This is a genomic window from Streptomyces physcomitrii (genome assembly GCF_012273655.1).
In the GTDB taxonomy this organism is placed as follows: domain Bacteria; phylum Actinomycetota; class Actinomycetes; order Streptomycetales; family Streptomycetaceae; genus Streptomyces; species Streptomyces physcomitrii.
Genome location: NZ_JAAWWP010000010.1, coordinates 70,055 through 90,497, shown reverse-complemented (window position 1 = coordinate 90,497; position 20,443 = coordinate 70,055). Strand labels below are relative to the sequence as shown.

Genomic DNA, 20,443 nt, shown 5'->3' with positions numbered 1-20,443 from the left:
CGCCTTCTCCACCCTGGCACCGGCCCGCTCCCGGCGACCGCTCTCGCGTCCGATCGAGTGGCCGGCCGGGGCCTGTATATGTGTCGACAGGCCGGCAATCGGCGCGTCCGTACGGGATTGGCGGCGGACCGGCAGCCCCCGCCTCCGTACCCCGCCTGCCCGCTCGCGTGGCGGCCCCGGTCGGCCGGTGTTTGGCTGAGCGCGCCGGGGCGCGTGCCCCGGGGCCGGCGGCGGTGCGCGTGCCGCGACGCCGCTGCCGCCCTGTGTCCGGCGCCCCGCGCGGCGGACCGGCGGCCGGAACTCCTCCGTACGGTCGCCGGGCCGCGCAGGTCCGGTGCCGGGAAAGCAGACGAACATGCCGATTCAGGTGACCAGGCTCAGCGACCCCGCCGTGCGCGCCTTCGTGTCCGCGGTGAACGCCCACGACCGCGAGGCCTTCGAGGCGGCGCTCGCACCGGGGGCCACCATGTCCGACGACGGCTCCGACCGCGACCTCGCCGAATGGTGCGACCGGGAGATCTTCGCCAGCCACGGGCACATGGACGTGGACCGCGAGGCGCAGAACGGCCGCAGCCTCACCGCCGTCTACCGCAACGACACCTACGGCGAGATGCGCACCAAGTGGACCTTCTTCGTCGACGACGGCAAGATCACCCGCTTCGAGACGGGCCAGGCCTGATCCGTCCGCCCCGCGCCCCTGCCCACCGGCCGGGGGCGCGCGGAACGGGCCGCCGACTCGTCCACGGTGCAGGGGTTTGCCGCGCGTTCACCGTCCATGCGCGCGGCCCTTGCCCGGCCATACGGACCTCATCCCACCGACATCGGGCAGTCGTGTACGTGACAGTCCTCGGCCGTTCTGCGGCACTCCAATTCCCCTGACCGCCACCGTCAGGGGAGAGCCAGATGACCTCCGCACGCCGTCAGACTCCGTCGCACACCTCCGAACTCGTCGAAGCCGCCCGGCACTTCGGGCGCCGCCGCTTCCTCACCGCCACCGGTGCCGCCGCCGCGCTCGCCTTCGCCACCAACATCCCGCCGGCCGGTGCCGCGAGCGCACGCGAGTACGACGCGCGCAGGATCACCGACAACCCCTTCACGCTCGGCGTCGCCTCCGGGGACCCGCTGCCCGGCTCCGTCCTGCTGTGGACCCGGCTCGCCCCGAAACCCTTCCAGGCCGACAGCGGACTGCCTGCCCAACGGGTCACCGTGCAGTGGGAGTTGGCGCACGACGAGAAGTTCCGCCGGGTCGCGCGCAGGGGCTCGGTCACCGCGCACCCGGAGTATCACCACTCCGTACACGTCGAGGTGACGGGTCTTCAGGCGGGACGGGTCTACTACTACCGCTTCCGCACCGGGAGTCGGGTCAGCGAGACCGGCCGCACCCGCACCGCCCCGGCGGCCTCCTCGACCGCCGCGCTCACCCTCGCCGCGGTCTCCTGCCAGGCGTACCACGACGGCTACTTCACCGCGTACAAGCACCTGGCCGCCGAGGACCTGGACGTCGTCTTCCACCTCGGTGACTACCTCTACGAGTACGCGGTGGACGCGGTCGGCGGCGCCCGCAAGTACACCGACCGGAAGCTGCCCGCGCTGTTCGACAAGGAGACGGAGACCCTTGAGGACTACCGGCTGCGGTACGCCCTCTACAAGAGCGACCCCGACCTGCGGGCCGCGCACGCCGCGCACCCGTGGGTGGTCACCTGGGACGACCACGAGACCGAGAACAACTACGCGGACGAGATCCCGGAGAAGGACCAGCCGGTCGACCCCTTCCTGATCCGCCGCGCCGCCGCCTACCGCGCCTACTGGGAGAACCAGCCGCTGCGCCGCGCCCAGCTCCCCAGCGGCATCGACTGCCGGCTCTACCGCCGCCTGCACTGGGGGCAGTTGGCGCAGTTCGACATCCTCGACACCCGCCAGTACCGCTCCGACCAGGCCTACGGGGACACCGCCCACGTACCGGGCCCCGAGTCCACCGACCCGAAGCGGACCATCACCGGGGCCACCCAGGAGCGCTGGCTCACCGACGGCTTCCGCACCTCCGGGGCGCTGTGGAACGTCGTCCCGCAGCAGGTCACCTTCTCCGAGCGCAGGCTCGACCTCAACTCCCAGGCCAAGCTGAGCATGGACTCCTGGGACGGCTACTCCGCCTCCCGGGACCGGGTCCTCGCGGGCGCCGAGGCCGCCGGGGTGGAGAACCTGCTCGTCCTCACCGGCGACGTCCACGTCAGCTACGCCTTCGACATCAAGAAGGACTTCGCCGACCCGGACTCCCGCAACCTCGGCACCGAGATCGTCACCACCTCCATCGCCAGCGGCAAGGACGGCGCCGAGAAGCCGGACACCTGGGACACGTACATGAAGGCCAACCCGCACCTGAAGCACTACAACGGCCGCCGCGGCTACGTCACCGTCGCCCTCGACACCGTCCGCGCCCGCGCCGACTTCCACACCGTCAGCCACGTGACCACCCCCGGCGCCCCGGTCACCACCGCGGCCTCCTTCGTCACCGAGGCGGGCGCCCCCGGCCTGAAGCCCGCATAACTCCCGGCCCCCACCGAGACACCAAGAGCCCCGTCACGCCTACGAGTTCAGGCGCTACGGGGCTCTTGCCTAGCCGCACGGCCGGGCTCAGACGAGGTCGAACCCGCCGCTCTTCACGCCGGTCACGAAGGAGGTGAAGGCGGGGGTGGGGAGGTCGAGGACGGGGCCGGTGGGGTTCTTGGAGTCGCGTACGGGGATGTGCCCGTGGGTCGCGTGGAGGTTGGTGGCGACCTCGACGCACTGGCCGCCGTTGCTGCTGTACGAGGACGTGAACCAACGCGGGGTTTCGGTCGTCACGGGGTGCCCTTTCGTAACTGTTGGATCAGAGCCACGGATGCCGACTGGGAAGCGGCTTCGGCCTGTAGCTGATGGTAGGCCGTCAACAGGGGCTGTACGAACCTCATATCCCGCTCCAACTGCCCCTGCTGGGCGGACTCGCTGTAGGCGATATGGGACCAGTCCGGGAGCGTAAGGAGCGTCACGGGAAGGTCGAACGAGCGACGCTCACCAAGGTCGAACGGAGCCACCTGGAAGACGGTGGAAGGAAGGTCGGCAAAGTCAGCCAGCCGGTCCAGTTGCGCTGTCATCACGTCGGGTCCGCCTACCGTTCGTCGGAGACAACCCTCGTCGAGAACCGCGTAGATCCGAGGTGCCGGAGTCCGCTCCAAGGACGCCTGCCGTTTCGCGAGCAGCGTCAGCCGCTCCTCTGCCTGCTGTTCCGTGATCGCTCCCCGCCGTACGGCGCCTGCGGCGATGGCCCCCGCGTACTCCGGTGTCTGGAGCAGCCCCGGGATGATGCCGACTTCGAAGAGCCTGATCTCCGTCGCACGCACCTCCTGTGCGACGAACTCCGGAAAGCCTTCCAGCAAGGCACTGTTCCGCGCCGCCCGTCCCTGTCGCTCGAACGTGTCTCCGGTTCCGAACGCCCTGTCAGCACTGTTCGCGAAGTGGGGAGTTGGAGGCCGTCGACCAGTTTCCACGGCGGAAATGTGCGTTCCGGAGTACCCCATCCGCTCGGCCAGATCGTCCTGCGTCCAGCCTCGTTCATCTCTCAACATGCGAAGACGTTGTCCGAACCGCGCGCTCGGTGATTTCTCGGGGTCCAGCTCTTTCCGGTTCACCAGTCACCGCACCAACTCTCCGTGCAAGCCGTACACGTTGAAGACTGTCCGATCCTAAGCCACGCTGACCGCCATCGGTAGTCGAATTGCTACGGAGAGGAGTCGCCGTGCCCGGAGAATGTGTGTCCCCGGAACCGCGGGAACCGCAGAAGTCTCAGAGTCCCCCGGGCCTTCCGGCGCTCGGCGTGCTCCTGGTGGACGCGCGGGGGCGGATCGGTGAGTTCCGGGGTGAGTGGTGCGGGCTGTGGTCGCTGCGGCCGATCGGGGGCGGGATCGAGTGGACGGTCGAGCCCGCTCAGGTCCAACGGGCCACCCGGGGCCAAGAGTTACGGGCCAGGACCGCCTACGCCAACGCGCGCAGCCGAGGTGAGCGGCTGTGAGCTGCTGCCGGAAGTCCACCGTGCGCCAGTGCACCGCGGTGGCCCTGCTGCCGGCTCCCGAGTACCTCGCCCGGTTCGCCGTTCCCGGGTTTCCGATGCAGGACGGGCACGTCCTGTGCGAACTCGGTGAGGGGCACACCGAGGACCATGCGCAGATGCTCTGGGACGACGACCTGAACAGCGAGGGCATCTGGGTCCGTTGGGGCGAGAGCGGGAGCGTCGCGACCCTGACCGGGCTGCCCTGGTGTCCCGCGACGGACGGCCGGGGCGACGCCTGCTGGCTGTTCGCCGGGCATCCCTCCGGTCACGCCTGGCAGGTGGTGGACCCCACCATGGAAGCGCTGGGAGCGGAAATGGCCCGGCTCTACCCGCACTTGTACCGCCACCCGGGCGAAAGCGGCCCGGGCTAGTCCGTCGGGCCGCTCTGCTCCAGACCCAGCAGTGCCCCCAACGCCCGTACGCAGTGCGTCACTTCCTCGTCCTCGGTGCGTGCTCGTTCACCGGCGGGCCGTCCCGACCACTGGAGTGCGCGGTCCTCGGCGTAGGCGGCCCAGGCGTGGGCGACCGGGAGGGCGGACTCGTCCAGGCCGAGGATGCCCAGGGTGCGCTGGGCGATGGCGGTGCGCAGGCTCTCCACGCGTTCGCCGCCGAGGGCGACGGCGCCGCGGCCGAAGACGAGGGCGAGGTAGAAGTCCCGGCGGCGGGCGATCTGCGCGAGATAGCGGCGGACGAACTGCTCCAGGGCGGGCTCGGGGGCGAGGCCCTCGTCGGGGGCGGTGTTGCGCATCACGCGGCGGCCCGCGGCGGCGACCACCTCGTCGTGGAAGGCGGTCTTGTTCGGGAAGTGGTGGAAGAGCAGGCCGCGGGAGATGCCCGCCTCCTGGGCCACCTCGTCGATGGACAGCTCGTGGATCGGCCGCTCGACGAGCTTGCGCAGCCCGATGCCGACCAGCTGGCGGCGGCGCTCCTTCGGCGCCATCCGGGTGCGCGGCTTGCGGGCCGGGCCCTCCGGGGCGGCCCCCGAGGCTCCCGGTGTCTCCTCGGAAGATGATCCTCCGCGCGGTGATCCTTCGCTCATACTATTGAGCATTGCTTAGTAACCCTCTACCGTCAACGGTATGGACTTCGCACCCTCAGCCCGCGCCGCCGACCTGATCGAGCGCGTGCGCACATTCATCGAGACGGAGATCGACCCGGTCGAAGAGGGCTACCACCGGGAGGTGGCCGCGCGCCGGGCGGGCGCGGGCGACCCCTGGCAGCCGCTGCCGCTGATCGAGGAGCTGCGGGCCAAGGCCCGGGCGCAGGGCCTGTGGAACCTCTTCCTGCCCGCCGGGCACGAGGGCCCCTACGCCGAGAAGTACGGCACCCTCGGCGGCGCCGGGCTCAGCAACACCGACTACGCGCCGATCGCCGAGCTGACCGGCCGCTCCTTCCTCGCCCCGCACATCTTCAACTGCAACGCGCCGGACACCGGCAACATGGAAGTGCTCCTGAAGTACGGCAACCAGGACCAGCGCGACGAGTGGCTCGACCCGCTCCTCGACGCCCGGATCCGCAGCGCCTTCTGCATGACCGAGCCGGGGGTGGCCTCCTCGGACGCGACCAATATGGAGCTGCGGGCCGTGGTCGAGGGCGACGAGGTCGTCATCAACGGGCGCAAGTGGTGGTCCACGGGTGTCGGCCACCCGGACTGCAAGATCTTCATCGTGATGGGCCTGACCGACCCGGACGCCGACCGGCACCACCGGCACACCATGGTCCTGGTGCCCCGGGACACCCCGGGCGTCAGGATCGAGCGGCTGCTGCCGACCATGGGCATCCACGACGAGCCGCACGGGCACGGCGAGGTCAGCTTCACCGACGTCCGGGTGCCGGTGGCGAACATCATCTCCGGGCCCGGCGAGGCCTTCTCCATCGCGCAGGGGCGGCTCGGCCCGGGCCGGGTGCACCACTGCATGCGGCTCATCGGCCTCGCCGAGAAGGCCCTCGAACTCGCCTGTGAGCGCGGGCTCTCCCGGATCGGCTTCGGCAAGCCGCTGATCAACCTCGGCGGCAACCGCGAACGTGTGGCCGAGGCCAGGATCGCCATCGACTCCACCCGCCTCCTGGTCCTCCACGCGGCCTGGAAGCTGGACACCGGCGGCCCGCTGCACGCGCTGAGCGAGGTCAGCCAGATCAAGGTGGCGGCGCCCAACATGGCCCAGCAGGTGATCGATTTCGCCATGCAGATCCACGGCGGCGGCGGCCTCTCCGACGACTTCCCGCTCGCCGCGGCCTGGACCAACGCCCGCGCCCTGCGGCTCGCCGACGGCCCCGACGAGGTGCACCGCGGCATGATCGCCCGCCTGGAGCTCGGCAAGTACGGGGCCAAGCGATGAGCCGCCGGGTACTGGTCACCGGCGGTGCCTCCGGGCTCGGCGCCGCCCTCGCCGCCGCCTTCGCGGCCCGCGGCGACCGGGTCCTCGTCACCGACATCGGCGCCGAGCCGCCCGCTCAACTCCCGCCCTCCGCTTCGTACTTGCGGCTCGACGTCACCTCGCAGGAGGACTGGGACGCGGCCCGGGAGCGGGTCGTGACCGAGTTCGGCGGGCTCGATCTCCTGATCAACAACGCGGGGGTGGCCGCGGGCGGGCGGATCGAGCTGCTCGACCTCGACGAGTGGCGCTGGATCACCGAGATCAACCTCTTCGGCGTGGTCCGCGGCTGCCGTACCTTCACCCCGCTCTTCAAGGAGCAGGGCTCCGGGCACCTCGTGAACACCGCGTCCATGGCGGGGCTGGTGCATCCGCCCGCGATGAGTTCGTACAACGCGGTGAAGTCGGCGGTGGTCGCGCTCAGCGAGACGCTCCGCTTCGAGCTGGAGCCCTTCGGGATCGCGGTCTCGGTGGTCTGCCCCTCCTTCTTCCGTACGAACCTGGCGTCCTCGATGCGCGGCAGCGACCCGATGATGCAGTCGGTCGCCCGCAAGCTGATCGAAAGATCGCGGCTGGGCGCGGAGGAGATCGCGGCGATCGTGGTCAAGGCCGTCGACCGGCGCACCCCGCTGATCCTCACCGACAAGGCGGGCCGCCGCGCCTATCTGGCCAAGCGCTTCCTGGCGCCGCTGTACGTACGGCAGATGCTCGCCTTCGGGGAGAAGCTCCGCCGCGGCGGCGAGCAGGCGGACCGTGAGCGGGCGGACCGCGAACAGGCCGCCCGCGCACAGGAGTCGGCGCCCGCGGCGGCAGAGGGTGAGCGATGAGCGGGCGAACGGTACTGATCACCGGGGCGAGTTCGGGACTCGGGGAGGAGATGGCCCGTCAGTTCGCCGCGCTCGGCTGGGACTTGGCGCTCTGCGCGCGGCGGACCGAACGCCTGGAGGCGCTGCGCGAGGAGATCACCGCGCGGCACCCGGAGCGCACGGTGGCGCTCAAGGCGCTCGATGTCACCGACGGCGAGGCGGTGTTCACCGTCTTCGGCGAGTTCGCCGCCGAGTTCGGCACCGTGCAGCGGGTGATCGTCAACGCCGGGCTCGGCAAGGGCGCGGCGTACGGCACCGGGCGCCACGACGCAAACCGGCAGACCGCGATGACCAACTTCGTCGGCGCGCTGGCCCAGTCGGAGGCCGCGATGGAGATCTTCCGCCGCCAGGGGCACGGCCATCTGGTGATGATCTCCTCGGTCTCCGCGCTGCGCGGCATGCGCAAGGCGATGACCACCTACGCGGCGACCAAGGCCGGAGTCGCCGCGATGGCCGAGGGGCTGCGCTCGGAACGGGTGCCGGGCGTGGACGTCTCGGTGGTCTACCCGGGCTACATCCGCTCCGAGATGAACGCCCATGTCCAGCAGAAGACCAGGTTCATGGTGGACACCGCCAGCGGGGTCAGGGCCATGGTCGCCGCGATCGAGAAGCGCAAGGCCAAGGCGTATGTCCCCGCCTGGCCCTGGGTACCGATCGCCACGGCCATGAAGCTGCTGCCGCTGTCGGTGGTGAGGAGGCTCGTATGACCGAGGCCCGCGCAAGGGTTTCCGGTGCCGGTGAGGTCCGCGGCGAGGACGCCTTCGACGTCCAGGCGGTGGCCGGGTGGCTGCGCGCGCACGCCGAGGACGCCACCGGGCTCGAAGGGACCCCGCAGGTACGGCAGTTCAGCGGCGGCGCCTCCAACCTCACCTATCTGCTGCGCTATCCGGAGCGGGATCTGATCCTGCGGCGCCCGCCCCGGGGCCAGAAGGCCAGGAGCGCCCACGACATGGGCCGCGAGTTCCGCATCCAGTCGCAGCTCGCCGGGGTCTTCCCGCACGTGCCGCGGATGGTCGCCTTCTGCCAGGACGAGTCGGTGATCGGCTCGGACTTCTATGTGATGCAGCGGCTCGCCGGGCCCATCCCGCGCAAGGAGATGCCGCGCGGCCTGGAGCTGAGCCCCGAGCAGGTACGGCGGTTGTGCACCAATGTCATCGACCTCCTGGTCGACCTGCACTCCGTCGACCCGGCCGGGGCGGGGCTCGCGGACCTCGGCAAGGGCGAGGGCTATGTGGGCCGGCAGGTGGCGGGCTGGTCGGGGCGCTACCGCAAGGCGAAGACCTGGAACGTCGGCTCCTTCGAGAAGGTGATGGCCTGGCTGGACGCCCACCAGCCCGCCGATCGCCGGATCTGCCTGATCCACAACGACTTCCGCCTCGACAACGTCGTGCTCAGCGAGGAGGACCCCACCCGCCCGGCCGGTCTGCTCGACTGGGAGATGGCCACCCTCGGCGACCCGCTGATGGACCTCGGCGGGGCGCTCGCCTACTGGGTGCAGGCCGACGACTCCCGCCTGTTCCAGCAGTTCCGCAGGCAGCCCACGCATCTGCCCGGGATGCTGACGCGCGCGGAGGTGGTGCGCTACTACAGCGAGCGCTCCGGTCTTGAGGTCACCGACCGGCAGTGGGCCTTCTACGAGGTCTTCGGCCTCTTCCGGCTCGCGGTCATCTGCCAGCAGATCTACTACCGCTACCACCGCAAGCAGACCACCAACCCGGCCTTCCGCAACCTCTGGCTGGCCACCCGGATGCTGGAACGCCGCTGCCTGAAGATCATCAGGAGGGCGGGCCGGTGAGCGTCCTGCTGCTCGTACGGCACGGGCAGGCCTCCTTCGGCGCGGCCGACTACGACGCGCTCTCCGAGACCGGGTACGAGCAGTCCCGGCTGCTCGGGGCCGCCCTCGCCCGCCGGGGGATCACCCCCGCGGCGGTGCTGCGCGGCGGGATGAAGCGGCACGAGCAGACCGTGGCGGGGCTGCTCGACGGCGCCCGATGGCAGCTGCCGCCCGCTCAAGTGGACGCGGACTGGGACGAGTTCGACGGCGACGGGGTACTGGAGGTGCTGCGGCCCGAGTTCCGGGACCGGTCCGTCCTCGCGAACCACCTCGCCGCCGCCGAGCACCCCGGGCGGGCCTTCCAGGCGTTCTTCGAGCAGGCCACCGACCGCTGGCGCGCGGGCGCCCACGAGGGCGAGTACGCGGAGTCCTTCCGGGCCTTCGGCAGCCGGGTCGAGGCGGCGCTCGGCCGGGCCGCGCTGCTGCCGGGCACCGTGCTCGTGGTCACCTCCGGCGGGCCGCTGGCCACCGTGGTCTCCCGGCTGCTCGCCGGGGACGACTCGCTGTGGGGGCGGCTGAACCCGGTGATGGCCAACTCCGCGGTCACCAAGGTGGTCTCGGGCAGCCGCGGGATGACCTGCGTCTCCTTCAACGCGCACGAACACCTGGAGCACGACCGGGAGTTGCTGACGTACCGCTGAGTGCCCGCGGCCGCCCCGGGCCCGCTCGCCGACCGGGCGGCGGGTCCGGGGACGGCCGACTCGGCCCCGTTCAGCCGATCGTGACCCGCAGCAGGGTGTCCGAGCCGGGCGGCCGGCCGCCGTTGCCGTCCGCGTTGGTGGTGGACAGCCACAGCTCCTCGGCGCCCGGCACCTTGGTGGCCGAGCGCAGCCGCCCGTAGGTGCCGACGTAGAAGGCCTTCGCCTCGCCGACCTCCTCGCTGTCCTCGTCCAGCGGGATCCGCCAGAGCCGTTCGCCGCGCAGCGAGGCCATGTAGACAGCGTTGTCGACGACGGCGATCCCGCTCGGGGAGGCCTCCGCGGTGCTCCAGGTGTACTTCGGGCCGGTCGTGCCCGGCTCCTCGCAGTCGCCCTCGCACTGCGGCCAGCCGTAGTTGGCGCCGGGCTTGATCAGGTTCAGCTCGTCATGGGTGTTCTCGCCCAACTCCGCTTCCCACAGCCTGCCTTGGGCGTCGAAGGCGATGCCCTGCGGATTGCGGTGGCCGAGGCTGTAGACGTGGTTGCCGAAGGGGTTGTCCGGGGCGGGCTCGCCGTCCGTGGTCATCCGCAGGATCTTCCCGTTGAGGGAGTTCTCGTCCTGGGCGAGGGCGGAGTCCTGGGCGTCGCCGGTGGTGGCGTAGAGGTAGCCGTCCGGGCCGAAGGCGAGCCGGCCGCCGTTGTGGTAGCGGTTCTTGGCGATGCCGTCGAGCAGCACCGTGTACTCGCCGAGCGAGGAGCCGTCCCAGGTCATCCGCGCGATGCGGTTGCCCTCGGACGAGGTGTGCATGACGTAGACCCGGTGGTTGGTCTCCCACTCCGGGTCGGCGGCGACGCCCATCAGGCCGCCCTCGCCGCCGGTGGTCTCGGACTCGGGGACGGTGCCCAGCTCGGTGCGGGTGCCGTCGGGGGTCACCGAGAAGAGGCCGAAGGAGTCGCGTTCGGTGACCAGGGCCGCCGAGGCGTCGGGCAGCCAGGAGACGCCCCAGGGGATCGACCAGCCGGTGGACAGGGTGCTGACCTCGGTCGGTTCACCGGCGGCCCCGGCGGGCGGCGCGGCGGCGGCACCGGTGGCGCCGAGACCGGCCGCCGCGAGCAGCGCCGTCGAGACGGCGGCCAGTACGGCCCTCTTCCTGGTACGTGCGGGTACGGACATGTCGCTCCTTGGGTGAGCTGCTGGTGTGGGGGTGGCCGGTGAGGCGGCCGTCGGCGAGCAACACCGTGTTGCGAGAGGGGAGTTGCCCCTGATTCAGGGTGCGTGAGCCGGGGTCCCCGGTACAGGGCCGGGAGCGGATATTCGTCCGGCGCGGCGACCGGCCCGGCGGGCGCCGCCCGTGGAACCCTTGCCGCGGGGCGGCCGCCCGGCCGTCGCGGCCCTACGACAGATCGGCACCGCACCATGCTGAACGGCTCCCCGCTGCACGGTTCCCTCGCCGTGGTCACCGGCGCCTCCAGCGGCATCGGCGCCGCGACCGCGGAGGCGCTGGCCGCCGAGGGCGCGGACGTCGCCCTGCTCGCCCGGCGCCACGACCGGCTGACCCGCCTCGCCGAGACCCTCAACGCCCGCGACGGCGGCCGGGCCCGCGCCTACGAGGCCGATGTCACCGACGCCGAGGCGGTACGGGCCGCGGTCGACGCGGCGGCCGAGGACGGCGGCGGCATCGACATCCTGGTCAACAACGCCGGGACCGGTGTCTGGAGTCCCGCCCTGGAGGCCGAGTTGAGCGACTGGCACACCATGGTCGAGGTCAACGTCAACGGCGTGCTCAACACCGCCCACGCCGCGCTGCCCCACCTGGTGCGGGCCGCCGGGGGCGAGCGGGGCATCGCCGACCTGGTGACCGTCAGCTCGGTCGGCGGGCGCCGGGTGCCCGGCCCGAACAGCAATGTCTACGCGGCCACCAAGCACGCCGTCGGCGCCTTCACCGAGGCCCTGCGGCAGGAGTTCGCCCCCGCGCACGTACGGGCCGGGCTGGTCGAACCCGGCATCGTGGTCACCGAGTTGACCACTGCCCGCCGGAAGTACGCCCCCGACGCGGGCAGCCCGAGCGGCTACGGCTTCCTCCAGCCGGAGGACGTCGCCGCCGCCGTCGTCTTCATGGTGACCCGGCCCCGCCACGCCGCGGTGAACGAGATCCTCGTACGGCCGACCGAGCAGATCCGCTGAGCCGGGGCGGGGCGCTGGTCGTCAAGTCCCGTACGGGCGAGCGGAGTTGGCGGCCCCTCGGGAGGCGGGGTGTACGGCCGGTGGCGCGGCCCCGCGCCCCCGCCCGGTGGACCGGCTCCGGGAGGGACGGAAATCATTCGTCACCCCTCGCCCCGCCGGGTACCGTCGCGGGAGTTTCCTCGCTGCTGGGAGCCCCGGAGAGCTGTGCGCGGGCGCCCCGGCAGTCCCCACGGTGAGAGAAGGTCCGTCCATGGCATGCCGCATCAGTGAGCTCATCCTCGGTTGCCGCGATCCCGAGCTCCTCGCGCGGTTCTGGTGCGAGGTGCTCGACTTCGTGGTGCTCGACCGCGAGGAGGACGGCAGCCTGGAGATCGGCCCGCGCGAGGGCTTCGGCGGCCCGCAGCCGACGATCGTCCTCAGCCGCAGGGACGAGCCGGAGCCCGGGAAGCCCCGGCTGCACATCGACGTCAACGCCACCGACCGCGACCAGGACGCCGAGCTGGAACGCCTCCTGAAGCTCGGTGCGCGCCGGGCCGACGTCGGCCAGACCGGCGAGGAGTCCTGGCATGTCCTCGCTGACCCCGAGGGCAATGAGTTCTGCCTGCTCAGGACGCGTCTCGCGCCGCTCTGACGCCTCTCGCCGGTGACGCGCCGCCCCCGGGTGGTCGTGATCGGCCGACCGTCGCCGCGTTCCGCCGCCCGCCTCCTCCAAGAACCCGAGGAGGCGGGCGGCCGGTTTGCGTGCCCGGCCGGGGTGCCGGGCACGCGGGGCGGTTCCGGGGCCGGAGGCTCAGGCCACCGCGGCCGGGCGCAGGGCCTCGGCGCCGTGCTGGAAGACCATCGCCGAGTAGGTGGCGCCGAGTCCGGAGGCGACGTACACGTAGTGGCGGCCGCGCTCCAGGCCGCCGGTGGCGCGCAGTTCGGTGTGGTTGACGAAGACGTCCGAGGCGAAGCAGTGGCTGTACTCGGGGAGTTGGTCCAGATAGACCATCTCCGGGTCGATGCCGAGCAGGGCGACGGTCTCGTTCATCGGGGCGTTGTGCGGGATCACCCGGTGGATGTCGGCGAGGGTGAGCCCGGCCTCCTCCACCGCCTCCCGCACCACCTCGGCGAGCGCGCGGGCCCCGTCCCTGCCGTACTCCCGGGACTGCTCCACGGACATCAGGACCCCGGCGGCGTACTGGCCCATCGTCCTGGTGGCGTACGAGAGGACGCGGTCGCCGGGCGCCTCCTGCGGGGCGACGAGCAGGGCGGCGGCGGCCTCGCCCATCAACGCCCCGCTGTTGTAGAGGAGTTGGTTGCCGGGGGTGAAGGCCTTGTCGCCGGTGACGACGAGGGCGCGGGCGTAGGGGTCGCCGTCGTCGTCGAGCAGCAGTCCGGCCAGGTCGATCGCGGCCAGGCCGGTGGCGCAGTTCTGCTGGGTCAGCGCGAAGGAGGCGGCGTGCTCCAGGCCGAGCGCGTCCCGGATCAGCGTGGCCGCGTCCAGGTGGGAGGGGGTGACCTCCTGGGTGGAGTGCACATAGAGCAGATAGCGGATGTCGGTGGGGTCCGGCACCTGGGCGACCAGGCGGCGGGCGGCGGGCAGCACCAGGTCGAGGAGCCCGCCGTCCGGATCCAGGCGCAGCCGGCGCAGTCCGTGCACCTTCCGCAGCAGCCGTACCTGGGCGCGCTTGAGGCCGAGCGGCTCGGCCAACTCCTCGATGGCGTACGAGCGTTCGGGCAGGAAGGATTCGACGGCTGCCACGGTGGCGATGCGGTTCACACGGTCTCCTCGGTGGTCGGCGCGCCGGTGCCCGGCCCGCCGTGGTCGGGGGTACTCGGGGCCCGGCGCCCGATGGCCAGCGCCATCACGGCGGCGAGCAGGCACAGGGCTCCGGCGCCGTACCAGGCCGAGGCGTAGTCGCCCAGTTCGTCGCGGACCGCGCCCGCGAGGATCGCCGCGGCGCCCGCGCCGACCTGGTGCGCGGTCCACAGCCAGCCGAAGACGACCGCGGAGGCGGCGCCGTAGCGCTCCTGGCACAGGGCGAGCGTGGGCGGGACGGTGGCCACCCAGTCGAGCCCGTAGAAGATCGCGAAGAGGAGCATGCTGGGGGTCGCGCTGCGGTCGAAGAGCGAGGGCAGCACGAGCAGCGAGCCGCCGCGCAGCCCGTAGTAGACGAAGAGCAGGACCCGGGGGTTGAAGCGGTCGGTGAGCCAGCCCGAGGCGACGGTGCCGATCAGGTCGAAGATGCCCGCCATGGCGAGCAGTCCGGCGGCCGTGGTCTGGGGCATCATGTGGTCGCCCGCGGCCGGGATGAAGTGGGTCTGGACCAGGCCGGTGGTGGTGGCGCCGCAGATCGCGAAGCCGCCGAAGAGCATCCAGAAGGTTCGCCCGCGGCCGGCCCGCCACAGCACCTGGAAGGGGCCGGTGACGCCCAGGGGGTTGAAGTCGGCCTGGGCGGGGGCGACTTCGGGGTCCTTCGCCCCGGCCGTGCCGACCGCGTCGGCCGCCGCTTCTTCCCCGGATGCGCCGAAGGGGCGCTGGCCGACGTCCCGGGGGTGCTCCCGCAGCAGGAAGAGGACCAGCGGGATGACCCCGATGGCGGCCGCGGCCACCGTGAAGGAGGCGAGCCGCCAGCCGGTGTGCTCCACCAGCCAGGCCAGCAGCGGCATGAAGACCAGCTGCCCCGCGGTGCTCCCGGCGGTCAGCACCCCGGTGACAAGGCCGCGGTGCTCGGCGAACCACCGGTTGGTGACGGTCCCGACGAAGGCCAGCGCGACCGCCCCGCTGCCGGTGCCCACCAACACGCCCCAGTACAGGGTGAGTTGCCAGGACGCGCCCATGGCGGTGGGCAGGGCGCTGCCGACCGCGATGAGCAGCAGGGCGGTGCTGACCACCGGCCGGATGCCGTACTTCTCCATCCAGGAGGCGGCGAACGGCGAAACGGCCCCGTAGAGCACCATGTTGACGGAGGCCGCGGTGGCGATGGAGGCGTGGCTCCAGCCGAACTCGGCGTGCAGGGGGTCCATCATGACGCCGGGTACGGCGCGGAAGCCGGAGGCGCCGGTGAGGGCGAGGAAGGACACGCCGAGCACGATCCACACCCAGGGCAGGCGTGAAGTGCCGCGCGGGCGGGGGCTGTTGGCGGCGGGCGCGGGCGGCGCGGGGTCGGGGGTCTCGGTGGGGGTGTCGGGTGCGGTGGTGTCGAGCTTGTCCATCAGTGCTTCCTGATCGGCCGGTGGCGGGGACGACCACGGGCGGCCCGGCCCCCGCCGCGCGGGCGCGGGCCGGGCCGCCGGGTCATCCGGCTCGTCGGGCGGCCCTGGCCTTCGCCACCGGGACGACGCTCGTCCCGGTGGCCCGGCAGACCACCTGCGGTTCGGTGAGGACGACGGCGCTGCTGGCGCCCTCCTCGTAGCGGGCGGCGACCACCTTGCGCGCCTCGAAGGCGATGGTGCGGCGCAGCCGTCCGCGGTGCCGCACAGTGCCGGTGACCTCCAGGAAGTCCCCGGCGCGCACGGGGGCGGTGAAGTCGACGCTGCTGTATCCGGTCAGCAGCCCCTCGTCGCCGTCGGTGCGGATGGTCAGATAGGTCGCCACATCGCCGAACAGCTCCAAGACCCGTGCGCCCGCTACGAGTTCACCACCGTAGTGCGCCTCGCCGGCACCGATGCGCACCCGCAGGGTGACGCTCGGCCCGGCCTCGTCGGTGGCTGCCGGCTCGCTCGCGGGCACGGGCACGGGCGCGGGAACGGCGGGCGGGGGAGTCGGCGGGGCGGGGGTACGGGCGGTGGTCACGAGGGGGTGCTCCTTTCCGGCTGATCGAGCTGATCGAGCTGATCGAGTTCGTCCAGTTCATCGACCCGGTCGAGGTGGTCGAGCGGGTCGAGTCGACCGAGCGGGTCCCGCTGCTCCTGCCGATCCGGCGGGCCCGGTGGTTCCGGCCGGCCACCGTCCGCGAGGACGGGAACGGGGGCGGGAACGGGGACGGGGACGGCGAAGGCGACGGCGAAGACCAGGTCGTGTTTGTGACTGATGCTCAGGGACAGTGCCCCCAGGCCGAGTTCGAGGCGGCGTGCCTCCGCGCTGCCGGTCAGGCGGAGCAGCGGGCGGCCCGAGGCGGCGCGGTCCACCGCGATGTGGCGTGGCCGCACCGGACCGAAGAGCCCGCAGTCCAGGACCTTCAGCACGGCCTCCTTCGCGGCGAAGCGGCCCGCGAGGAACTCCCGTCTGCGCGCCGGTCCGAGGCCCGCGGCCAGGGCGAGTTCGGACTCGGCGTACAGGAAGCGGGTCAGCCACGGCCGCCGCAGCAGGGCGTCGACCTCGTCGAGCCGGAGCAGGTCGGTGCCGAGGCCCGGCGCCGGGGCGGCGGGCGGCGGTCCCGGCGCGGCGTCCGGCTCGCGGACCCGAGGCAGGGGCGGGGCCTGGGTCATGCCGGTCCTCCGGTGCCGGTCAGGTCGAGTACGGCGGTGGCGCGGGCGCCCGAGCGGGGGTCGGCGTCGTGCAGGACCAGGGTGTCGTACCGCTCGCGCCACTCGGGCAGTCGGCGGCTGAGCTCCAGCCAGACGCCGGTGCAGTACGTGTCGGGGCGGGCCCGGTGGACGTCCACCCCCGGGGTCTCGGGCACCTCGGTGCGGGCGCCGGTGACCAGGAGCCGGGCCCCGGCCGGTGCCTCCGCGAGGACCGCGCCGAGCCCGCCGAGGTGCTGGCCCTCGGTGCCGCTGCGCAGTACCCGCGGGTGGCCGTCCCCCTCGGCGTCCACGGCCAGCAGGACCGCGGAGTCGACGAGCCCGGTGTCGTGCGCCAGCGGGTCGTACACCGGCAGCGAGGTCTGTTCGAGGACCGCGATCAGGGCGCGGGTGCCGCGCCCGCCGCGCTGGTGGGCGGCGGCGATCCGCAGCGCGGTGAACGGGGCGAGCAGGCCCTGTTCGGAGACCGCGAAGCTGCGGGCCCGGTTGCCGAGGCGGTGGTTGAGGTAGGAGGCGGTGGTCACGAAGGGGTGCAGATCGGGCAGGGCGTAGGCGAGCACGATCAGATCGGGGTCCAGCTTCTCGCCGTCCGCCGCCGCGAGGAGGTGGTCGACCAGCTGCGGGAAGCCGACCTGGGGGCCCGCCGACCAGCGCCCGGGGTCGACCTCCGCCCCGAACGGCCGGACCAGGTCCTGGTGGTACCGGACCAGATAGGGGATCTCGGGCGGCGGCGCGGGCGGCGGGGAGACCAGGTGCCGGGTGGCGGTGAGGTGCGGCATGCCGGGCCCCGCTCAGCCGCGCGCGGCGAGCGGCTCGTCGGCCGGGCTGCCCTTGGCGGTGAGGAGGAAGTCGGTGAGGGTGCCGACGGTGCGGAAGTCGTCGGCGTCCAGCTCGTCGGGGTCCACCTCGATGCCGACCAAGTCCTCCAGGGACATGAGCAGTTCGAGTACGGAGGTGGAGTCCAGATGCAGGTCCTCGAAGAGCCGGGCGCTCTCCTCGGTGCCGCTGACCTCGCGTTCGAGGACCTCGGTGAGGGCGGACTCGATGGCGGTGACGGCCTCGTTGCGCTGCATGATGCGGGTGCTCCTGTGGTGTGGGTGCGGTGAACGGGCGGGTGCGGTACGGGTGGTGCGGTGCGGGCATCGCCGACTCGGCTGCCCGGTACGGGTGTTCAGGGCGGCGGCGTCCTCACAGGTCGATGAGCCGCTGCGGTTCCAGGAGGTCGTCGACGGTGGCGCGGCGCCGGATCAGCCGGGCGCGGCCCTCGTGGACCAGGACCTCGGCGGGGTGGCCGTGGCTGAGGAAGTTGACCGGGGAGGCGCTGGGCCCGTAGGCGCCGGAGCGCTCCACGCCGATCAGGTCACCGGCCCGTACCGGCGGCAGGGCCACGCGTTTGCCGATGACGTCGTTGGGGGTGCAGAGCGGTCCGGCGAGGGTGTACTCCTCGGTGGCGGCGGCGTGGTAGCGGGTCAGCGAGGCGATGGGGAAGTTGCGCTTGACGAAGCTGCCGATGCCGACCGCGGCCATGTGGTGGTTGGTGCCGCCGTCCGCGACCACGAACTGCTCGCCCATCGACTCCTTCACGTACAGGGCGCGGGTGACGTACGTACCGGCGGGCGCGGTCAGGAAGCGGCCCAGCTCCATGATCAGCCGGCAGTCGGGGAAGCGGGCGGCGAAGGGCTCGACGACCTCCCGCAGCCCGGCGGCGAGCGCCTCGACGTCGAGGTCCTTCTCGTTGTCGAAGTAGGCGATGCCGAGACCGCCGCCGAAGTCCAGGGTGTCCAGGGTGACGCCCAGCTCCCGGGCGAGCTCCTCGGAGGTGCGCAGGATCTCGGCGGTGTTGTGCACCACGTCCGCGTGGTTGAGGAAGCGGGTGCCCATATAGGCGTGCAGTCCGCGCACCCGTACCGCCCGCAGTCCGGCCAGGGTGGGGGCGGCGGCGCGCAGCAGGGCCGTGTCGATGCCGAACTGGCGGGGCTTGCCGCCCATGGCGAGGCCCGAGCCCTTGGTGTGGAACTCGGGGTTCACCCGCAGCATCGCGCCCACCCCGGCGAGCCCGCGGTCCTCGGCGAGCCGGTCGAGCAGCCGCAGCTCCTCCAGGGACTCGCAGACCACGGCGTGGATCCCGGCGTCCAGGCAGGCTTCGAGCTCGGCGGTGGTCTTGCCGGGGCCGAGGAAGATGATGTCCCGCGGGGAGACCCCGGCCCGCAGGGCGGTGCGCAGTTCGACGAGGGAGGAGATCTCGGCGCCCGTGCCGAGGCGGTTCAGGACGCCGCAGATGCTGACGTTGGGGTTGGCCTTGAGCGAGTAGAAGATGTCGACGGCGGCCGGGAGCAGCCCGCGCAGCCGCGTGTAGCCCTCGCGCAGCACCGCGGAGTCGTAGACGTAGGCGGGGGTGCCGAACTCCTCGGCGATCGCCGAGACGGGAATTCCCTGGAAGCTCCTTTCCTCCTCGTCGACCGGGCTGCCGGGTACGTATTCTTCCTGGCTCATCGGGGGTTTCCTTTCCGCGCGGTGAGGGCGCCGAGCCGTTCGGTCACGCCGTGGTCGAGTTTTCCGAGCCGTTCCCGGTCGGGTGCGAACAGCAGGGTGTAGAGGCGGCCGTCGAAGGGACCGGTCGCGGCGGCGGCCTGAGCGTTGACGGTGGCGAAGCAGGTGAGGAGAATTCCGGTGTCTTCGGTACCGGTTCTGTGGAAACCCTGTAGTGCCTCGTGGATTTCCGTGAAGGTCAGCGGGCGTTCGAGACGCAGCGGATAGTGCTTTGCGAGGACGACGCCGCCCGGCCGGGACAGCGCCTCGGTGGCGCGCCCCTGATAACTCGACATGTTCAGCCGGGCGTTGATCTCCAGGACCGGATAGACCAACGAGTCCTCGCCGAGAAGGGCATCCACTCCGACGACCCCGAAGAATCCGTCCTCGAACAGCCGGCGGCCGAGCGCGAGAGAGGTTTTCTCCAGGTCCGCGATCTGCTCCCGGTCGAGCCGGGAGGGCATCAGATGGCCCTTGTGGATGCCGTTCTCGGTGAGCGCCTCCTTGACGAAGTCGAAGTGCACGCCGCCGTCCCGGCCGACGGTGAACTGGTAGTTGAGATCGGCTCGCTTCGGCAGGAAGTGCTCCACGACGACATCGAGGCGGTCCGAGCCGGTGCGTTCGGCGCGGCGGCGGACCATGCGGAGCAGCCGGTCCGCCTGGGTGCGGCCGCGCAGCACGATCAGGCCGCGCCCGGAGACCCCGTAGGCCTCCTTGACGATGACGGCGGGGGCGGCGGCGAGCCCGGTGTCCAGCGCGCGGGCCAGCTCGTCGACGCTCTCGCAGCAGGCGCCGGGGATGGTGCGCAGGCCGAGCTGCTCGGTGATCCGGCGGCTGTAGATCTTGCTGTTGACCTTCTCCGCCCGGTCCGCGTCGGCCCCGGCCAGGCGCAGTCCGGTGATCTCGGCGATCTTCTGCTCGTCGGCGGAGGTGCCCATCGGCATCAGATGGGCCCCGGCCCGCCCGAGTGCGCGCAGCCGGTCGAGCAGCACCGGCGAGCCGAGCACCGCGGCGCTGGTGCTCGCCCCCTCCGGGAAGTTCTCCGGGACGAGTTCGCTCGGCGGTGCGAGCCCGAGCCCCTCGGCGTAGGCGCGGAAGCCGGGGTCGAGCGGGCTCCGCAGCAGCAGGTAGTCGCCCTCGGCGCCGAGCAGCGCGCCGAGTTCCTCCAGGCGCTGCACGGTCTCGTCGCTGCCGGAGACCTGCGGGCCCGGCAGTCCGGTGTAGCTCTGCGCCCAGCGCCGTTCGACCTCGAAGTTGCAGAGGAAGACGAAAACAGCATTCGGGTCTCCGGAAACGCTCTCTTTCATGGTGCGCAGATAGCTGGACATGGGTGAAGAAGTCCTCATTCCTCTTGACGTCCCTTGTTCTGCCGACGCGAACTGGCCATAAAATGAGCCACGTTGGTGAAGTGATCCTCCGCGGAGAATGTCGGTGTTCCGGTCCGGGTAGCTCCCTGACGGTCCGGGAGCCGCCGGACGGAAAA

At 72.0% G+C, this 20,443-nt stretch carries 23 protein-coding genes; 11 read left to right on the top strand and 12 right to left on the bottom strand.

Features of this window, described 5'->3' with window-relative positions; genetic code table 11:
- The first annotated feature begins 355 nt into the window (after positions 1-355).
- Entirely contained in the window at positions 356-679 is a 324-nt protein-coding gene (locus HFV08_RS17485) for a nuclear transport factor 2 family protein (RefSeq protein ID WP_040254073.1), read from the top strand.
- Positions 680-903: 224 nt separating this feature from the next.
- A complete protein-coding gene (locus tag HFV08_RS17480) occupies positions 904-2,544 on the top strand; it encodes an alkaline phosphatase D family protein (protein ID WP_168540565.1) in 1,641 nt (546 codons plus the stop codon).
- An 87-nt stretch (positions 2,545-2,631) separates the two neighbouring features.
- Here HFV08_RS17480 and HFV08_RS17475 read toward each other — a convergent pair whose 3' ends face one another.
- Positions 2,632-2,841 carry a DUF397 domain-containing protein gene (locus HFV08_RS17475; protein WP_168540563.1) on the bottom strand — a complete coding sequence of 70 codons (210 nt, stop codon included), beginning with the start codon at positions 2,839-2,841 and terminating at the stop codon, positions 2,632-2,634.
- Positions 2,838-3,668, bottom strand: a complete 831-nt coding sequence (locus tag HFV08_RS17470) for a helix-turn-helix domain-containing protein (RefSeq protein ID WP_168540816.1) — start codon at positions 3,666-3,668, stop codon at positions 2,838-2,840. Before HFV08_RS17470 ends, HFV08_RS17475 begins: the two co-directional genes overlap by 4 nt.
- A 104-nt stretch (positions 3,669-3,772) precedes the next feature.
- Here HFV08_RS17470 and HFV08_RS31695 point away from each other — a divergent pair, with 104 nt between their 5' ends.
- Together HFV08_RS31695 and HFV08_RS17460 are read left to right on the top strand one after the other, a co-directional pair.
- Positions 3,773-4,045, top strand: a complete 273-nt coding sequence (locus HFV08_RS31695; RefSeq protein WP_376770651.1) for a hypothetical protein — start codon at positions 3,773-3,775, stop codon at positions 4,043-4,045.
- Positions 4,042-4,455 (top strand): hypothetical protein, encoded by a 414-nt coding sequence (locus HFV08_RS17460; protein ID WP_376770650.1) that lies wholly within the window; start codon positions 4,042-4,044, stop codon positions 4,453-4,455. The genes HFV08_RS31695 and HFV08_RS17460 overlap by 4 nt, the downstream gene beginning before the upstream one ends.
- Here the strand turns inward: HFV08_RS17460 and HFV08_RS17455 are convergent.
- Positions 4,452-5,123 (bottom strand): TetR/AcrR family transcriptional regulator, encoded by a 672-nt coding sequence (locus tag HFV08_RS17455; protein WP_210430437.1) that lies wholly within the window; start codon positions 5,121-5,123, stop codon positions 4,452-4,454. The genes HFV08_RS17460 and HFV08_RS17455 overlap by 4 nt on opposite strands.
- Before the next feature lie 40 nt (positions 5,124-5,163).
- On the opposite strand from HFV08_RS17455, the gene HFV08_RS17450 reads away from it, so the two are divergent.
- The 5 genes from HFV08_RS17450 to HFV08_RS17430 are packed head-to-tail and all read left to right on the top strand — an operon-like array spanning position 5,164 to position 9,800.
- Positions 5,164-6,423 (top strand): acyl-CoA dehydrogenase family protein, encoded by a 1,260-nt coding sequence (locus HFV08_RS17450; protein ID WP_168540559.1) that lies wholly within the window; start codon positions 5,164-5,166, stop codon positions 6,421-6,423.
- Entirely contained in the window at positions 6,420-7,286 is an 867-nt protein-coding gene (locus HFV08_RS17445; RefSeq protein WP_168540557.1) for an SDR family NAD(P)-dependent oxidoreductase, read from the top strand. Before HFV08_RS17450 ends, HFV08_RS17445 begins: the two co-directional genes overlap by 4 nt.
- Positions 7,283-8,032 carry an SDR family oxidoreductase gene (locus HFV08_RS17440; RefSeq protein WP_168540555.1) on the top strand — a complete coding sequence of 250 codons (750 nt, stop codon included), beginning with the start codon at positions 7,283-7,285 and terminating at the stop codon, positions 8,030-8,032. The genes HFV08_RS17445 and HFV08_RS17440 overlap by 4 nt, the downstream gene beginning before the upstream one ends.
- A complete protein-coding gene (locus HFV08_RS17435; protein ID WP_168540553.1) occupies positions 8,029-9,120 on the top strand; it encodes a phosphotransferase family protein in 1,092 nt (363 codons plus the stop codon). Before HFV08_RS17440 ends, HFV08_RS17435 begins: the two co-directional genes overlap by 4 nt.
- Positions 9,117-9,800 (top strand): histidine phosphatase family protein, encoded by a 684-nt coding sequence (locus HFV08_RS17430; protein WP_168540551.1) that lies wholly within the window; start codon positions 9,117-9,119, stop codon positions 9,798-9,800. The genes HFV08_RS17435 and HFV08_RS17430 overlap by 4 nt, the downstream gene beginning before the upstream one ends.
- A gap of 70 nt (positions 9,801-9,870) precedes the next feature.
- On the opposite strand, the gene HFV08_RS17425 is transcribed toward HFV08_RS17430, so the two are convergent.
- Entirely contained in the window at positions 9,871-10,971 is a 1,101-nt protein-coding gene (locus HFV08_RS17425) for a PQQ-dependent sugar dehydrogenase (protein ID WP_168540549.1), read from the bottom strand.
- A 243-nt stretch (positions 10,972-11,214) separates the two neighbouring features.
- Here HFV08_RS17425 and HFV08_RS17420 point away from each other — a divergent pair, with 243 nt between their 5' ends.
- Together HFV08_RS17420 and HFV08_RS17415 are read left to right on the top strand one after the other, a co-directional pair.
- Positions 11,215-11,982, top strand: a complete 768-nt coding sequence (locus HFV08_RS17420) for an SDR family oxidoreductase (protein ID WP_168540547.1) — start codon at positions 11,215-11,217, stop codon at positions 11,980-11,982.
- Positions 11,983-12,232: 250 nt separating this feature from the next.
- A complete protein-coding gene (locus tag HFV08_RS17415) occupies positions 12,233-12,613 on the top strand; it encodes a VOC family protein (protein WP_040254104.1) in 381 nt (126 codons plus the stop codon).
- Positions 12,614-12,772: 159 nt separating this feature from the next.
- Here the strand turns inward: HFV08_RS17415 and HFV08_RS17410 are convergent, their stop codons facing one another.
- The 8 genes from HFV08_RS17410 to HFV08_RS17375 all read right to left on the bottom strand — a co-directional run bounded on the left by HFV08_RS17410 (position 12,773) and on the right by HFV08_RS17375 (position 20,288).
- Positions 12,773-13,744 carry a 3-oxoacyl-[acyl-carrier-protein] synthase III C-terminal domain-containing protein gene (locus tag HFV08_RS17410; protein WP_168540545.1) on the bottom strand — a complete coding sequence of 324 codons (972 nt, stop codon included), beginning with the start codon at positions 13,742-13,744 and terminating at the stop codon, positions 12,773-12,775.
- Complete coding sequence (locus HFV08_RS17405) at positions 13,741-15,180, bottom strand: MFS transporter (protein ID WP_168540543.1); 1,440 nt, start codon at positions 15,178-15,180, stop codon at positions 13,741-13,743. The genes HFV08_RS17410 and HFV08_RS17405 overlap by 4 nt, the downstream gene beginning before the upstream one ends.
- A gap of 82 nt (positions 15,181-15,262) precedes the next feature.
- Positions 15,263-15,760 carry a hotdog domain-containing protein gene (locus HFV08_RS17400; protein ID WP_312885668.1) on the bottom strand — a complete coding sequence of 166 codons (498 nt, stop codon included), beginning with the start codon at positions 15,758-15,760 and terminating at the stop codon, positions 15,263-15,265.
- Positions 15,757-16,395, bottom strand: a complete 639-nt coding sequence (locus tag HFV08_RS17395) for a holo-ACP synthase (RefSeq protein WP_168540541.1) — start codon at positions 16,393-16,395, stop codon at positions 15,757-15,759. The genes HFV08_RS17400 and HFV08_RS17395 overlap by 4 nt, the downstream gene beginning before the upstream one ends.
- A complete protein-coding gene (locus tag HFV08_RS17390) occupies positions 16,392-17,210 on the bottom strand; it encodes a hypothetical protein (protein ID WP_168540539.1) in 819 nt (272 codons plus the stop codon). Before HFV08_RS17390 ends, HFV08_RS17395 begins: the two co-directional genes overlap by 4 nt.
- A gap of 12 nt (positions 17,211-17,222) precedes the next feature.
- On the bottom strand, positions 17,223-17,504 hold the full coding sequence (locus HFV08_RS17385) for a phosphopantetheine-binding protein (RefSeq protein WP_168540537.1): 282 nt from the start codon (positions 17,502-17,504) through the stop codon (positions 17,223-17,225).
- 115 nt (positions 17,505-17,619) lie between these two features.
- On the bottom strand, positions 17,620-18,924 hold the full coding sequence (locus tag HFV08_RS17380; protein WP_168540535.1) for a type III PLP-dependent enzyme domain-containing protein: 1,305 nt from the start codon (positions 18,922-18,924) through the stop codon (positions 17,620-17,622).
- Complete coding sequence (locus tag HFV08_RS17375) at positions 18,921-20,288, bottom strand: preATP grasp domain-containing protein (RefSeq protein WP_168540533.1); 1,368 nt, start codon at positions 20,286-20,288, stop codon at positions 18,921-18,923. Before HFV08_RS17375 ends, HFV08_RS17380 begins: the two co-directional genes overlap by 4 nt.
- Positions 20,289-20,443: the final 155 nt, after the last annotated feature.

Excerpts from the sequence above, each read along its gene's own strand:
- HFV08_RS17375 (WP_168540533.1), bottom strand. The coding sequence starts at position 20,288 with ATGTCCAGCTATCTGCGCACCATGAAAGAGAGCGTTTCCGGAGACCCG.
- HFV08_RS17415 (WP_040254104.1), top strand. The coding sequence starts at position 12,233 with ATGGCATGCCGCATCAGTGAGCTCATCCTCGGTTGCCGCGATCCCGAG.
- HFV08_RS17425 (WP_168540549.1), bottom strand. The coding sequence starts at position 10,971 with ATGTCCGTACCCGCACGTACCAGGAAGAGGGCCGTACTGGCCGCCGTC.
- HFV08_RS17380 (WP_168540535.1), bottom strand. The coding sequence starts at position 18,924 with ATGAGCCAGGAAGAATACGTACCCGGCAGCCCGGTCGACGAGGAGGAA.
- HFV08_RS17390 (WP_168540539.1), bottom strand. The coding sequence starts at position 17,210 with ATGCCGCACCTCACCGCCACCCGGCACCTGGTCTCCCCGCCGCCCGCG.
- HFV08_RS17440 (WP_168540555.1), top strand. The coding sequence starts at position 7,283 with ATGAGCGGGCGAACGGTACTGATCACCGGGGCGAGTTCGGGACTCGGG.
- HFV08_RS17485 (WP_040254073.1), top strand. The coding sequence starts at position 356 with ATGCCGATTCAGGTGACCAGGCTCAGCGACCCCGCCGTGCGCGCCTTC.
- HFV08_RS17445 (WP_168540557.1), top strand. The coding sequence starts at position 6,420 with ATGAGCCGCCGGGTACTGGTCACCGGCGGTGCCTCCGGGCTCGGCGCC.
- HFV08_RS17420 (WP_168540547.1), top strand. The coding sequence starts at position 11,215 with ATGCTGAACGGCTCCCCGCTGCACGGTTCCCTCGCCGTGGTCACCGGC.
- HFV08_RS17385 (WP_168540537.1), bottom strand. The coding sequence starts at position 17,504 with ATGCAGCGCAACGAGGCCGTCACCGCCATCGAGTCCGCCCTCACCGAG.
- HFV08_RS17455 (WP_210430437.1), bottom strand. The coding sequence starts at position 5,123 with ATGAGCGAAGGATCACCGCGCGGAGGATCATCTTCCGAGGAGACACCG.
- HFV08_RS17405 (WP_168540543.1), bottom strand. The coding sequence starts at position 15,180 with ATGGACAAGCTCGACACCACCGCACCCGACACCCCCACCGAGACCCCC.
- HFV08_RS17435 (WP_168540553.1), top strand. The coding sequence starts at position 8,029 with ATGACCGAGGCCCGCGCAAGGGTTTCCGGTGCCGGTGAGGTCCGCGGC.
- HFV08_RS17395 (WP_168540541.1), bottom strand. The coding sequence starts at position 16,395 with ATGACCCAGGCCCCGCCCCTGCCTCGGGTCCGCGAGCCGGACGCCGCG.
- HFV08_RS17450 (WP_168540559.1), top strand. The coding sequence starts at position 5,164 with ATGGACTTCGCACCCTCAGCCCGCGCCGCCGACCTGATCGAGCGCGTG.
- HFV08_RS17480 (WP_168540565.1), top strand. The coding sequence starts at position 904 with ATGACCTCCGCACGCCGTCAGACTCCGTCGCACACCTCCGAACTCGTC.